Source organism: Methylobacterium mesophilicum (assembly GCF_022179445.1).
Lineage (GTDB): Bacteria > Pseudomonadota > Alphaproteobacteria > Rhizobiales > Beijerinckiaceae > Methylobacterium > Methylobacterium mesophilicum.
Genome location: NZ_BPQU01000030.1, coordinates 42,892 through 57,190 on the forward strand (window position 1 = coordinate 42,892; position 14,299 = coordinate 57,190).

The 14,299-nt window shown below is 71.5% G+C and carries 10 protein-coding genes; 7 read left to right on the forward strand and 3 right to left on the reverse strand.

What is annotated here, in order from left to right; all coding sequences use genetic code 11:
* Window positions 1–9 precede the first annotated feature (9 nt).
* From MFF40_RS22880 to MFF40_RS22895, 4 genes are all read left to right on the forward strand, one after another.
* Window positions 10–1,548 (forward strand): sugar ABC transporter ATP-binding protein, encoded by a 1,539-nt coding sequence (locus MFF40_RS22880; protein ID WP_238262344.1) that lies wholly within the window; start codon window positions 10–12, stop codon window positions 1,546–1,548.
* Window positions 1,548–2,519 (forward strand): ABC transporter permease, encoded by a 972-nt coding sequence (locus MFF40_RS22885; RefSeq protein ID WP_238262346.1) that lies wholly within the window; start codon window positions 1,548–1,550, stop codon window positions 2,517–2,519. Before MFF40_RS22880 ends, MFF40_RS22885 begins: the two co-directional genes overlap by 1 nt.
* Window positions 2,519–3,532: a galactofuranose ABC transporter, permease protein YjfF gene (gene yjfF, locus MFF40_RS22890; protein ID WP_238262348.1), complete on the forward strand. Its 1,014-nt coding sequence runs from the start codon at window positions 2,519–2,521 to the stop codon at window positions 3,530–3,532. Before MFF40_RS22885 ends, yjfF begins: the two co-directional genes overlap by 1 nt.
* Before the next feature lie 120 nt (window positions 3,533–3,652).
* The gene (locus tag MFF40_RS22895; protein WP_147899538.1) at window positions 3,653–4,600 is read left to right on the forward strand and encodes a dihydrodipicolinate synthase family protein; all 948 of its coding nucleotides are present in this window, start codon (window positions 3,653–3,655) and stop codon (window positions 4,598–4,600) included.
* 87 nt (window positions 4,601–4,687) lie between these two features.
* Here MFF40_RS22895 and MFF40_RS22900 read toward each other — a convergent pair whose 3' ends face one another.
* Together MFF40_RS22900 and MFF40_RS22905 are read right to left on the reverse strand one after the other, a co-directional pair.
* Complete coding sequence (locus MFF40_RS22900; protein WP_147899537.1) at window positions 4,688–7,117, reverse strand: membrane-bound PQQ-dependent dehydrogenase, glucose/quinate/shikimate family; 2,430 nt, start codon at window positions 7,115–7,117, stop codon at window positions 4,688–4,690.
* Window positions 7,118–7,295: 178 nt separating this feature from the next.
* The gene (locus MFF40_RS22905) at window positions 7,296–8,585 is read right to left on the reverse strand and encodes an efflux RND transporter periplasmic adaptor subunit (protein WP_238262351.1); all 1,290 of its coding nucleotides are present in this window, start codon (window positions 8,583–8,585) and stop codon (window positions 7,296–7,298) included.
* 274 nt (window positions 8,586–8,859) lie between these two features.
* On the opposite strand from MFF40_RS22905, the gene MFF40_RS22910 reads away from it, so the two are divergent.
* The 3 genes from MFF40_RS22910 to purD all read left to right on the forward strand — a co-directional run bounded on the left by MFF40_RS22910 (window position 8,860) and on the right by purD (window position 11,905).
* Window positions 8,860–10,095 (forward strand): oxalate decarboxylase family bicupin, encoded by a 1,236-nt coding sequence (locus MFF40_RS22910; protein ID WP_238262353.1) that lies wholly within the window; start codon window positions 8,860–8,862, stop codon window positions 10,093–10,095.
* A 74-nt stretch (window positions 10,096–10,169) separates the two neighbouring features.
* A complete protein-coding gene (locus tag MFF40_RS22915; RefSeq protein WP_147855323.1) occupies window positions 10,170–10,478 on the forward strand; it encodes a hypothetical protein in 309 nt (102 codons plus the stop codon).
* 149 nt (window positions 10,479–10,627) lie between these two features.
* Window positions 10,628–11,905, forward strand: coding sequence for a phosphoribosylamine--glycine ligase (gene purD, locus MFF40_RS22920; protein WP_147855322.1), 1,278 nt, complete (start codon window positions 10,628–10,630; stop codon window positions 11,903–11,905).
* 65 nt (window positions 11,906–11,970) lie between these two features.
* Here purD and ggt read toward each other — a convergent pair whose 3' ends face one another.
* The gene (ggt, locus tag MFF40_RS22925) at window positions 11,971–13,740 is read right to left on the reverse strand and encodes a gamma-glutamyltransferase (RefSeq protein ID WP_238262355.1); all 1,770 of its coding nucleotides are present in this window, start codon (window positions 13,738–13,740) and stop codon (window positions 11,971–11,973) included.
* Window positions 13,741–14,299: the final 559 nt, after the last annotated feature.

Sequence of the window (14,299 nt, forward strand, 5' to 3'; positions counted from 1 at the left end):
GATCGCATCGTGCCCGATTCCGTCCTGCTCAGCGTCCGCGGGCTCTCGAAGAGCTTCGCCGGGCACCAGGCCCTCGCAGGGGTCGACTTCACCTTGCGCCGGGGAGAGATCCACGCCCTCCTCGGCGAGAACGGCGCCGGCAAGTCCACCTTCATCAAGACGCTCACCGGCGTCGTCCGGCGCGATGCCGGCGAGGTTTGGCTCGACGGCGCGCCGATTGCCCCGCGCTCGGCGGAAGCCGCGTCCCGGGCCGGCATCGCCACGGTCTACCAGGAGGTCGGCCTGCTGCCGAACCTCACCGTGGCGCAGAACCTGTTCCTGGGCCGCGAGCCGACCCGGTTCGGCCTCGTGCGCACTCGCGAGATGCGCCACCGCGCCACCGCGCTGCTCGCGGATTTCGGCCTGTCGATCGATGTCGGCGCGCCGCTCGGCCGCTATCCGGTGGCGGTGCAGCACCTCGTGGCGATCGCCCGGGCGGTGGATCTCTCGGCCCGGGCCCTGATCCTCGACGAGCCGACCGCGAGCCTCGACACCCACGAGGTCACGGTGCTGTTCGGCGTGATGCGCCGCCTCGCCGGGCGGGGGATCGGCATCGTCTTCGTGACCCACTTCCTGGAGCAGGTCTACGCGATCACCGACCGCATCACGGTCCTGCGCAACGGCCGGCTGGTGACGGAGCGCGAGACCGCGCGCTTCCCGCGCCTCGAGCTCGTGCACACGATGCTGGGCCACGACCTCGCCGAGACCGAGGCGCGGGCGGAGCCGGCGGACCGGTCGTCACAGAAAAAATCCGGCACGCCGGTCCTGAAGGCCGAGGGTCTCGGCAAGGCCGGCTACCTCCAGCCCATCGACCTCACGGTGGGCAGCGGCGAGGTGGTCGGCCTCGCGGGCCTCCTCGGCTCCGGGCGGACCGAGACCGCCCGCCTGCTGTTCGGCGCCGAGCGGGCCGATCGCGGACGCATCCTGCTCGACGGCGAGCCGGTCCGGATCGCCGGACCCCGGGACGCCCTGCGCCACCGGTTCGGCTACTGCCCGGAGGAGCGCAAGACCGAGGGCATCGTCGCCGACCTGACGGTGCGGGAGAACATCGTGCTGGCCCTCCAGGCCCGGCGCGGCCCGTTCCGGCCCCTGGGCCGTGCGGCCCAGGACAAGATCGCCCGCGCCTTCATCGCGATGCTCGACATCCGCCCGCCCGATCCGGAGCGGCCGATCGGGCTCCTGTCCGGGGGCAACCAGCAGAAGGCGCTGCTGGCGCGCTGGCTCGCCACCGAGCCGCGCCTGCTGATCCTCGACGAGCCGACCCGGGGCATCGATGTCGGGGCCCATGCGGAGATCATCCGGCTGATCCGCCGGCTCTGCGACGAGGGGCTCGCCCTCCTGGTGATCTCCTCGGAGCTGGAGGAAATCGTGACCTATTCCGACCGGGTGATCGTGATGCGCGACCGGGCCCAGGTGGCCGAACTCGCCGGCCGCGCGGTCGACCTCACCGCCATCCTCCGGGCGATCGCCGCCGAGGCGGCATCCGCACCGGTTTTGGAACCCGCCTGATGCGCGCCCTTCGCTCCGGAGCGCCCCAGCTCCTCGCCTTCGCGGCCGTGCTCCTGGCCGACCGCCTCGCCTCGCCGCAATTCCTCGCGGTGCATCTCCAGGACGGGCGCCTGTTCGGCAGCCTGATCGACGTGTTCAACCGCGGCGCGCCGGTGGCGCTGCTGTCGCTCGGCATGGTGCTGGTGGTCGCCACCGGCGGCATCGACCTGTCGGTGGGCGCCGTGATGGCGATCGCCGGGGCGGTCGCGGCGAGCCTGGCCGACAGCTACCCCCTGCCGGTGGTGCTCGCCGCCGCCCTCGGCACCGGGCTCGCCTGCGGCCTGTGGAACGGGTTCCTGGTGGCGAGCCTGCGGATCCAGCCGATCGTCGCCACCCTGATCCTGATGGTCGCCGGCCGGGGCATCGCCCAGCTGATCACCGAGGGGCGCATCGTCACCTTCGCGTCCTCCGAGCTGGCCTTCCTGGGCGGGGGCGCCCTGCTCGGCGTGCCGATGCCGGTGGTGCTGGTCCTCGCCATGCTGCTCCTGACGCTCGCCCTGGTGCGCGGCTCGGCGCTCGGCCTGATGATCGAGGCCACCGGCGGCAACGCCCGCGCCAGCGCGCTCGCCGGCATCGACACCCGGTCGGTGACGGTGGCGGTCTACGCCTGGAGCGGCCTCTGCGCGGCGCTGGCCGGCGTGGTCGCGGCGGCCGACATCCTGGGGGCGGATGCCAACAATGCCGGGCTGTGGCTGGAGCTCGACGCGATCCTGGCCGTGGTGGTGGCCGGCTCGTCCCTGCTCGGTGGGCGGTTCAGCCTGTGGCTGGCGGTCCTCGGGGCCTTCATCATCCAGGCGATGAACACCGGAATCCTGCTCTCCGGCCTGCCGCCGGAATTGAACCTCGTGGTCAAGGCCGCGGTGGTGCTGGCGGTGCTCCTCGTCCAGTCGCCCCGCCTGTCGGGCCTCACCCTGCTGCTGCGGAAGCCGTGATGAGCCGCAACCTCCCGGTCCTGGTCGCCGCGCTCCTGTTCGCGGCCGGCTACGTCCTCTGCGCCACGCAGTTCCCCGCCTTCCTGACCACCCGGGTCGTCGGCAACCTACTCACCGACAGCGCCTTCCTGGGCATCGTCGCGGTCGGCACGACCTTCGTGATCATCGCCGGCGGCATCGACCTCTCGGTCGGCTCGGTGGTCGGCTTCACCACGGTGTTCCTGGCGCTGGCCATCGACCGCTGGGGGATCCCGCCGCTGGCCGCCTTCGGGCTCGTGCTCTTGGCCGCCGTCCTGTTCGGCGCCGCGATGGGGGCGCTGATCCACGTCTTCGAGATGCCGCCCTTCATCGTGACGCTGGCTGGCATGTTCCTGGCCCGGGGCGCCGGGTTCCTGCTCTCCACCGAGTCGGTCCCGATCAACGCGTCGCTCTACAGCGCGGTCGCCGACCTGTCCCTGAGCCTGCCCGGCGGCGGGCGCCTGACCCTGACGGCGGGGGTGATGCTGGCGGTGTTCCTGCTGGGCGGGGTGCTGCTCCACGCCACGCGCTTCGGCGCCACCGTCTACGCGCTGGGCGGCAGCCGCCACACCACGGGGCTGATGGGCGTGCGGGTCGGCCGCAACACGATCGCGATCTACGCCCTGTCGAGCCTGCTCGCGGCGCTCGCCGGCATCGTGTTCTCGCTGGATACCGCCTCGGGCACCCCGCTCTCGGCGGTGGGCGTCGAGCTCGACGCCATCGCCGCCGTGGTGATCGGCGGCACGCTGCTCACCGGCGGCCAGGGCGGCATCCTGGGCACGTTCCTGGGCGTGCTGATCGGCGGCCTGATCCAGACCGCCATCACCTTCGACGGCACCCTGTCGAGCTGGTGGACCAAGATCGCCACCGGCCTGCTGCTCTTCGCCTTCATCGCCCTGCAGCAGGGCTCGGTAGCCCTCGCCGGGCGCCCCGGCCGGGCCGCCCGCCCCCGCCCGGAACAGCCGGTCGGCCGGCCGGTCGAAGCCCGCCCCTGACAGGGGCGGATCTTTTTGGCAAAGTCGGCGACCACCTTTCGGATGGATGCCCTATGATCCCCGCCCGCGCGGCCGCCCCCTCGGCTGCCCCCTTGCCGCGCGACGGAGGACAGGACCGGCATGCCCCTCACCAGCGATCTCCGCGGCGTCGTGCCGATCGCCCCGACGCCGTTCCACCCGGACGGCCGGATCGACGCGGTCTCCCTCGACCGGATGACGGATTTTTTCGGGGCTTCGGGGGTCGATGGCTTGACGATCCTCGGCCAGCTCGGCGAGGCCGGCAAGCTCGACCATGAAGAAGGGCTCGCCGTCGCGAAGCAGGTCCTCGGGCGCACCCGGCTGCCGGTGATCGTCGGCGTCACGGCGCCGGGCTTCGCGGCCATGCGGGCGCTCGCCCGCGAGGTGATGGCGATGGGCGCGGCCGGCGTGATGATCGCGCCGCCCAACACCCTGCGCACCGACGACCAGGTGGTCGGCTATTACCGCAACGCCGCCGAGGCGATCGGGCCGGACGTGCCCTTCGTGCTCCAGGACTATCCCCTCACCTTCTCGGTCCAGATGACGCCGGCAGTGATCCGCCGGATCGTGTCCGAGAATCCCTCCTGCGTGATGCTCAAGCACGAGGACTGGCCGGGGCTGGAGAAGATCTCGACGCTGCGGGGCTTCGAGGCGGACGGCTCGATGCGCCACATCGCGATCCTGGTCGGCAATGGCGGCCTGTTCCTGGACTTCGAGACCGAGCGCGGCGCCGACGGGGCCAACACCGGCTACGCCTTCCCGGAGATGCTGGTCGACGTGGTCCGCCTCGGCCGGGCGGGGGAGCGCGACGCCGCCCACGACCTGTTCGACGCCCACCTGCCCTACCTGCGCTACGAGCAGCAGCAGGGCCCGCTGGGGCTCGCGGTGCGCAAATACGTGTTCCAGCGCCGGGGGATTTTCTCGTCCGACGCCCAGCGCAAGCCGTCCCAGGCGCTCACCCCGCGGGCCAAGGCCGAAATCGAGTACCTGCTGGCCCGCCTCGCCCGCACGGATGCGCGAGCGAAACTCCTGGATTCACAAGGTCTGTGACCTTGTGCGGGTGCAGGGCAGCGCCCTGCTTCATCGGGGCTCCGCCCCGATACCCCGCCAAAGGGCTGAGCCCTTTGGAATCTCCGCTCAGTCGAGCCGGTAGGCGATGACCGAGTCGCCCGGCGTGGTGCCGAGCGAGCCGTGGCCGCCGGCGGCGATCACCACGTATTGCTTGCCGTCCTTGCCCCGGTAGGTCATCGGCGTCGCCTGGCCGCCCGCGGGCAGCGTCATGGACCAGAGGGTCTCGCCGGTCTGCATGTCGTAGCCGCGGATCAGGTCGTCCAGGGCGGCCCCCGCGAAGGCGACCCCGCCGGCCGTGGTCAGGGTGCCGCCATGGGCCAGCATGCCCATCTCGAACGGGATCGGGAAGGTCACGCCGGCGACCTTCTGGCCGGCCACGGTGCCGTTGCGGTGTTTCCACACGGTGGTGCCGTCCGCGAGGTTCACCCCGACCCGCATGCCCCAGGGCGGCGCGTTGCAGGGCACGCCGAGCGCCGAGCGCATGTGGGCGATCGACACCGCGTAGGGGCCGCCGAGATTCTCGTTGCCGGGCTTCGAATCCGGATCGGTGGAGAACAGGCGCTTGTTCGGCTCGGCCTCCGGACGCCGATGCAGCTGGTAGATGTAGGGCAGGTATTGCGGCGTCGCGATCATCCAGTGGTTGACCGGATCGACGGCCACGGAGCCCCAGTTGAACACCCCGATATTGCCCGGCCACACGATCGAGCCGCCCGAGGCCTGGGGCGGCGTGAACGGGTTGCCGTCGTAGCGGTTCGACCGGAACGCGATGCGGCACTGGATCTGGTCGAACGGCGTCGTGCCCCACATGGCGGCCTCGGTCAGCGGCGCCGGGGTGAAGCGCAGCGCCGACATCGGCTGGGTCGCCGCAAGCGTCTCGCCCGGGATGTCGGTCTCGGTGGAGACCTTGACCTGCTCCACCGGGGCGAACGGCGCGCCGGTGCGGCGGTCCAGCACCCAGACGTTGCCGATCTTGGTCGGGATCAGGATCGCCGGCACCGCGGCCCCCTTGTGCGGCAGGGTCAGCAGCACCGGCTGGGACGGGTTGTCCCGGTCCCACAGGTCGTGCGCCGCGGTCTGGAATTTCCAGATCAGCCGGCCGGTCTTCAGGTCGAGGGCCGCCAGGGCGTCGATGAAGGCCTCGTCGTCCTTGGAGCGGGACACGCCGACCTGGTCGGGGGACCGGTTGCCGAACGGCACGTAGACCTGGCCCAGGCCCTCGTCCGCCGCGAGCTGGGTCCAGGCCACCGCAGAGTTCGGCTCGTAGAGTTCGCCGGCCTTGAGCGGCGCGGTGTCGTCGGGCTTGCCGGCGTCGAACTTCCACACGATCGCGCCGGTGCGCACGTCGTAGGCGCGGATCGCCCCCGACGGGTTGGTCTCGTAGTAGTTGTCGGCGATGGCGCTGCCGAGGATCACCAGGTCCCGGGTCACCAGCGGCGCCGAGGTCTCCTGGTAGGTGGCCCGCTGCAGGCCCGGCATCTGCGCCTTCAGGTCCACCGCGCCGTCGGTGCCGAAACTCTTGCAGGGCGCGCCGGTGTCGGCGTTCAGGGCGTAGAGCTTGGCGTCCACCGAGGTCGCGATGATCCGGCGCGGGCATTCGGCGATGGCGGCCTGGGCGGCCTGGACGGCTGCGGGGTCGGCCTCGGCCGGCGCCACGAAGCCGGTCGAGTCGTTGTAGGACACGCCGCGGCAGGTCTGGTGCTGGTACTGGGCGTCCCGCAGCATCCTGGGATCGAAGGACCAGACCACGCGGCCGGTCTCCGGCTCCAGGGCCCGGACGATGCTGTGCGGGGTGCAGAAATACAGCAGCCCGTTCACTTTGATCGGCGTCGCCTCGAAAGTGTATTCCTTCGAATCCTTGGCGTCGCCCTCGCGCAGGTCGCCGGTATGGTGCTCCCAGGCGACCTTGAGGCCGCGGACGTTGCCGGTGTCGATGTCCTTCAGCGCCGAGTAGCGCTGGCCGAGATTGGTGCCGCCGTAGGCGACCCAGTCGTCGGCCGGATAGGCGACGCCGCTCGGATCGACCGCGGCGTTCCCGGCCTGGGCGACCTTCGGCAGGCTGCCCTTCGTGTCCACCGGATCGACGAACCACGCCGCGCCGCTCGCGGCGACGAGGAGCGCCACGACGGCGCGCAACGCCAGCGGCCCGTTGCCCAGGCCCGGCGCCCAGGGGCTTGTCGGCGCGTTCCGCAGGCCGCCGGGCACGAACGGCAGGGACAGCAGCAGGCCGAGGAACAGGATCAGCGCGCCGCGCGGGATCCATTGCCACTTGTCGAACCCGACCTCTTGGATCGTCCAGGCGAAGGCCCCCGCCAGGGTGAGCGCGTAGAGCCAGAAGCCGCCCTGGCGGCGCCGGGCGAGCTGGATCCCGGCGGCGAGCAGGCCGAGGCCGACCACCCCGTAGAACGGCGACCCGCCGACCGCCGCAAGCTTGTATCCGAAACCGATCAGAGATAATCCTAGTATTGCAGTCAGAAGACCTAGGATTTTTACTGCCATGACGATGGAATCCGCTCTCGTGATCCGGGTGTTGATGATGGATCCCCGAGATTTCCGGGCGGAATACGCGCGCGGAGCCCCCGAGTCGCGCGGCTTATCTTCGCTGTAGCTGGTCTCAGGCTGTGCGGAGCGACGGGCCGGGGCCGGCCCTCACGTCCCGGCCTTCACGTCGAAGTCTTCACGTCCCGGCCTTGCCCTCCGGCCGCAGGGCGACCGGGTCGCCGTCGCGCAGCGACGCCGGCGGCCCGACCACGACCCGCTCGCCGCCGGTCAGGCCGGTGCGCAGCTCCAGCATCGTCCCGGTCTGGCGGAAGATCGTCACCGGGCGCATCCGCACCACATGACCGCCCTCCGCGCCGGCCCCCACCACCGCCACCCGGGTGCCGTCCTGGTCGAAGATCAGGGCGTCGTTCGGGACCGACACCGCCGGGGACACCCGGGGGATCGCCAGGGTCAGGGTGATGTAGAGGCCGGCCTGCAGGACCCGGTCCGGGTTGGGGATGTCGACCTGCGTCACCAGGGTGCGCGAGGCGTGGAGCAGGGTCGTGGACGAGCGCGAGACCCGGCCGGGGAAGATTTTTCCAGGGAGCTGCGCCACCTCGGCCTTGGCCTCCAGGCCGTCGCGGATTCCGTCGGCCGCGTAGAGCGGCACGTTCACCGCCATGCGCAGCACGTCGTCCCGGGCCAGCGTCAGCAGCGGCGCGCCCGTGTTGGTGTCCGCCGTGACCGCGTCGCCGACATCGGTGTTGCGGGTGGTCACGACCCCGTCGAAGGGCGCGCGGATCTCCTCGAAGCCGGTCAGGACCCTGAGCCGGGCGACCTGGGCCTCCTGGGCGGCGATGTTGGCCTCCGCGACCTTCACGGCCGCCTTGACGGCGTCGACGTTGGCGCCCTGCGCCAGCACCCCGGCCTGCGCGGTGTCGGCGTTCTGCTGGGTCGCGGTGCCGCTGCCGGCCAGCGTCGAGGTCCGCCGGTTGGTCACGTCCGCGAGGTGGCGGTTGGCTTCGGCCTGATCGACCATGGCGCGCGCCTGGATCAGCGCCGCCTGCAATTGCAGCACCTGCGATTGCGCCTGGACCAACTGCTGGTCGAGGTCGGGCGCGCTGATCCGGAACAGCAGGTCGCCCTTCCTCACGTGCGAGCCGATATCGACCTTGCGCTCGACGATGTAGCCGGTCGCCCGCGGATAGAGGCTCGCGGTGTCGAAGGCCTGGGTGGTGCCGGTCTGGGTCAGGCTGAGCGTGTCGGAGGCCTGCCGGGCCATGGCCACCCGCACGGTCTGGGGCTTCTTGGCCGCCTGCGGCGGCGGGCTCGCCGCCCGGGACGGCTCCGGCCAGTGGCGGTAGCCCAGGAGCCCGACCCCCGCCAGCGCCAGCAGGCCGATCCACAGGCGGCCGGGCCGCGCGGGGCCGCCGGGCGCGCCCGGCGCAGCGGATTCGCGCGCGGCTGAACTGTCCCGGTCCGCCATCTGGTCCTCGGGTCGCACCGAACGTCCGCCCGGCAGGGGCGATCCGGCCTGCGGCCGGCGCCCGCCGACCGGGACACGTTCAAGAGTGTATTCAATTCATAGACCATGCCCGGGGTCCCGGCGAGATGCCGCAGCGCACGATGATGTGCTGGATCCTCCGATGCCGCGGCCGGTTACCCCCGCGACGGGGCTGGATTCCGGCCCCCGTTCCCAGACGCGCCGACGCCGGACCTGTCCCCCTCTTCGGCGGCGCGCTCCAACAGGCCGACACGCGATGACCGAGATCTCCCGGCGTTCCATGATTGCCGCCGCGGGCGGTGCGATGATGGCGTCCCCCGCCCTGGCGCAGACCGCCGCCGGCCCTCTCGCCGCCGGGCCCCTGCCCCAGCGGGGCTCCAGGGGCGCCGACATCCTGGGCCCGACCAACGGGCCCCGCGCCGCCGAGGAGCCGTTCACCCAGGCGCCGCCGGCCACCGACCACGGCACGATGCCGAACCTGAAATGGTCGTTCACCGACAGCCACATGCGCCTGGAGGAAGGCGGCTGGGCGCGCCAGACCACGGTGCGCGAATTGCCGGTCTCCAAGGCCATGGCCGGGGTCAACATGCGGCTCAAGGCCGGCGTGGTCCGCGAGATGCACTGGCACAAGGAAGCCGAGTGGTCCTACATGATCAAGGGCAAGGCCCGGATCACCGCGGTCGACCAGGACGGGCGCACCTTCGCGGACGATGTCGGCGAGGGCGACCTCTGGTACTTCCCGGGCGGCATCCCGCACGCGATCCAGGGGCTTTCGGCCGACGGCATCGACGGTTGCGAGTTCCTGCTGGTGTTCGACGACGGCGGCTTCTCGGAGGATTCGACCTTCCTGCTCACCGACTGGCTGGCGCACACGCCGCGGGACATCCTGGCCAAGAATCTCGGGGTGCCCGAGAGCGCGCTGGCCAAGATCCCCGAGAAGGAGCTCTACATCTTCCCGGGGCCGACCCCCGGCCCGCTCGCGGCCGACAAGATGGGCGGCGCCGGGGACGTCCCAAAAACCTTCAGCCACCGGATGCTGGCGCAGGAGCCGATCCGCACCAAGAGCGGGCGCGTGCGCATCACCGATTCCACGGTGTTCCCGGCCTCGGCGACGATCGCGGCGGCGCTGGTCGAGGTCGAGCCCGGGGGGATGCGCGAGCTGCACTGGCACCCCAACGGCGACGAGTGGCAGTACTACCTCTCGGGCAAGGGCCGGATGACGGTGTTCGGCTCGGAATCGAAGGCCCGCACCTTCGACTACCAGGCCGGCGACGTCGGCTACGTGCCCTACGCCATGGGCCACTACATCGAGAATACCGGCGACACGACGCTGACCTTCCTGGAGATGTTCAAGAGCCCGCGCTACGCCGACATCTCGCTGAACCAGTGGCTGGCGCTGACCCCGCATCCCCTGGTGCAGGCCCATACCGGGCTGGATCCCAAGCAGCTCGACGCCCTGCCGCAAACCAAGACGCCGGTCGTGCCGGGTTGACGCGGCCAGGAACCTGATCGAGCCTGGGTGCGTCGATATGATGAACAGTATTCAGGCTTGATACGGAGAACCCGATGCGCGCCCTCGCCCGCGCGTTCCTCGCCCTGGCGCTCGCCCTCCCGGCGGGCGCCGCCTGGGCGCAGGTACAGCCGAACGACCCGAACGCGGCCAATTCCTCGTTCGCCCTGCAGAGCCAGATCCGCACCCTCAACCAGCAGCGGGTCTCCGACTACAACACGCTGAACCAGCAGTTCCAGCGCAACGTCCAGTACCAGCCCCACGTGCCGTATTACGGCGTCTACGGCGGGCGCCGAGTCGGCCGGCACGGGATCGCGCGGGCGCCCCGGGGCGGGGTCAACACCAGCGTGTGCATCGGCTGCTGAGCGTCGGCGCATCGTCCCGAAAGGTGGTTGCCGGCTTTCGGAACCGGACGATGCGGGGGCCGAAATCCCGGCATAGCGGGGACAGCCCGAAAAAAACCTTTTCCCGTCCGCACGCTTGGCCCAGAAGCTGGGCCCATGGTGGCGCGCGCATGAACATTCTGCTGATCGGCTCGGGGGGACGCGAGCACGCGCTGGCCTGGCGCCTGGCCAAGAGCCCGCTCTGTACCCGCCTGTTCACGGCGCCGGGCAATCCCGGCACCGCCCGCCACGGCACCAACCGGCCCGACCTCACGATCACCGACCACGCCGCGGTGGCGGCCTTCTGCGCCGCCGAGTCGATCGGCCTCGTGGTGGTCGGGCCCGAGGCGCCGCTGGTCGCCGGGCTGGTCGACGACCTGAAGATCGCCGGGATCCGCACCTTCGGGCCGACCCGCGACGCGGCGCGGCTCGAGGGCTCCAAGGGCTTCACCAAGGACCTCTGCGCCGCCTGCGGGATCCCGACCGCCGCCTTCGCGCGCTTCACCGCGCTGGAGCCGGCGCTCGCCTATGTCCGCCGGGAGGGCGTCCCGATCGTCGTGAAGGCCGACGGCCTCGCGGCCGGCAAGGGCGTCACCGTCGCCGAGACCCTGGACCAGGCCGAGGACGCGCTGGCGTCGCTGTTCGAGGATCCCGGCGCCGAGGTGGTGGTCGAGGAATGCCTGTTCGGCGAGGAGGCGAGTTTTTTCGCGCTGTGCGACGGCACCCGGGCGATCCCGCTCGGCACCGCGCAGGACCACAAGCGCGTGTTCGACGGCGACCGCGGCCCCAACACCGGCGGCATGGGCGCCTACTCCCCGGCCCGGGTCGTGACCCCGGAGATCGAGGCCCGGGTCATGGCCGAGATCATCCTGCCGACGCTGGCCGGCATGCGGGCGCGCGGCTGCCCGTTCACGGGCATCCTCTACGCCGGCCTGATGCTCACCGCGGACGGCCCCAAGCTCATCGAGTACAACACCCGCTTCGGCGATCCCGAGGCGCAGGTGCTGATGCCCCGCCTCGCCTCCGACCTCGTCCCGGCTTTGCTCTCGGCGAGCGAAGGCGACCTCTCTGGGGTCACGCTGGAATTCGACGCCCACCGGGCCGCCCTCACCGTGGTGATGGCGGCCGCCGGCTATCCCGGGGCCGTGGTGCGGGGCTCGGTGATCCGTGGCGTCGACGGGGCCGAGGGCGACGGCGTGTTCGTGTTCCAGGCCGGCACCCGCGACGAGGGCGGCCAGCTGCTCGCCGACGGCGGCCGGGTGCTCGCGGTGACGGCGCTCGGCGACAGCGTCACCGACGCCCAGGACCGCGCCTACGCGGCGGTGGCCCGGATCGACTGGCCGGAGGGCTTCTGCCGCCGGGACATCGGCTTCCGCGAAGTCGCCCGGGAAGCCGCGGACCGGGGCTGAAATCCCGGTGTCTCGGGGGCTCCGCTCCCGAACCCCTGCCAAAGGGCCTGCCCTTTGGGAACCCGTTACTCGCCGATCGCGGCGCCGGCCGGACGGCGGTTGTCGTTGGCGCCGTAGAGCAGGCCTGGGCGCATCCGCTCCGTGCGCGTGGCGTCGTTGCCCGAGGAGGCCGCGTCGGTGGGGTCCGGCACGGCGGCGCGGATTGCGATCAGCTCCTGCGCCCCCCAGGGTCTCTGCTCGACGATCGTGTGGCCCATGCCCCGCAGGATGCCCTGCGTGTCCGCCGAGAGCGCGAACGGCTCGGCGTAGACCGTGTCGGGCAGCCACTGGTGATGGATGCGCGGGGCGTCCACCGCCTCCTGCGGCTCCATGCCGAAATCGAGCACGTTGATCAGCGTCTGGGCGTTGATCGTGATGATCCGCGAGCCCCCGGGCGAGCCCGCCACCAGGGCGACCTTGCCGTCCCGCAGCACGATGGTCGGCGCCATCGACGAGAGCGGGCGCTTGCCCGGCGCGATCGCGTTGCGGGCGCCCTGGACCAGGCCGAACAGGTTCGGCACCCCGGGCTTGACGGTAAAATCGTCCATCTCGTCGTTGAGGAAGAACCCGGTCTCCCCGGCCATCACGCCGGCGCCGAAATAGCCGTTGATCGTGTAGGTGAGCGAGACTGCGTTGCCGGCCTTGTCCATCACCGAGATGTGGGTGGTCTCGGGCTTCTCCTGCGGGAGGCTTTCGGGGGCCGGGCGGATCTCGGCGGACGGGGTCGCCCGGTCCGGCCGGATCGTAGCCCGGAGCTGCTCGGCGTAGGCCGGCGACAGCAGGCGCGCCACCGGGTTGGGCCCGAAATCCGGGTCGCCCAGCAGGATGTTGCGGTCGGCATAGGCGCGCCGCATCGCCTCGACCATCAGGTGCACGGTCCGGGCGGAATTGAAGCCGGCCGCCCGCAGGTCGTAGCCGTCGAGGATGGTCAGGATCTCGCACAAAGTCGTGCCGCCGGACGAAGGCGGAGGTGCCGACAGGATGGTGGCGCCCCGGTAGCGGCAGGTCAGCGGTTCGGATTCGGTCACCGTGTAGGCGGCGAAGTCGGACGCCGTGAGCACCCCGCCCCCGGCCCGGGACGCCGCCTCGACCTGGCGGGGGATCTCGCCCTTGTAGAACGCGTCCGAGCCGCCCTCGGCGATGGCCTGGAGGGTGCGGGCGAGGCCGGCCTGGACCATCCGGTCGCCGGGCCGCCAGGGGCTGCCGTCCGGGCGCAGGAAGACGCGGGCGACGTTGGCCTGGCCGGCGAACAGCTTGGCGCCGAAATCCAGGATGTCGGTGTCGCCCCGGGTGAGCACGAAGCCGTCCCGGGCCAGCGCGACCGCCGGGGCCATCACCCGGGCCAGCGGCAGGGTGCCGTATTCCGCGAGCGCGGTGTTCAGGCCGAGCACGGTGCCGGGCACGCCCGCCGCCTTCCAGCCGCGCAGGCTCGCGCCCTTCACGACGCTGCCGTCGGCGTCGAGATACATGTCGCGGCTGGCCGCCCCGGGCGCCTTCTCGCGGAAATTGATGAAGCGGCTCTGTCCGTCGGCCCGGTGCAGCACCAGGAAGCCGCCGCCGCCGATATTGCCGCAGCACGGGTTCACCACCGCCTCGGCATAGGCCACGGCCACCGCGGCATCGATGGCGTTGCCGCCGGCCTTCAGGATGTCGGCGCCGACCTGTGAGGCCAGGCGCTGGGACGACACCACCATGCCGTTCTCGGCCTCGACGGCCGGTCCCGAGGCGGCCCGCGCCCCGGGGCTTCCGAGGGCGACGAGAAGCCCGAGGAACAGCGCGCGTGCCGGTGCGATCATCCAGGCTCTCTTCGATGCGGGTCCGGCGCTGCCATATAGGGGGCCGGGCGCCGGAGTCGCGGCTCCCGACGATAGCCTCATCCTGAGAGGGTGTGGGTCTTTCGGTTCTCCGCTCGCGACAGACGCTGCGGCGCTCCTCGGAAGGTCCATCCCGGCACAGGAGCCTGGCTTGCGAGCCGAGGCGGGACGTTCCCCGAAGATTTGCGGTCGAGGTCGATGACGGAGCGCGACACGCCCCCTCTCCCGTGCGGGAGAGGGTTGGGGTGAGGGACCAGATCTTTCCGGAGAAGTCGCATCCCTCACCCTGTCCCTCTCCCGCACGGGAGAGGGGACCCGCGCCGTGTCCTTCGTCGCCGGCCCGTCCGGGGCCGCCCGGGTATTCGGCTCATGAGGATGTCGAAGGGTGACCGATCGACAGACTCTCAGCCTCTAAGGTGGCGCAGCGGAGCGGAGCCCTCGAAGGAGCCCTCCAGCGAGCCGCACGCGTTCTGGAGGGCTCCTTCGGGGCCCGGCGGTATTTGATATCGGCGAGCGTCAGGAGGAGGTGGGTGTTGGGGGA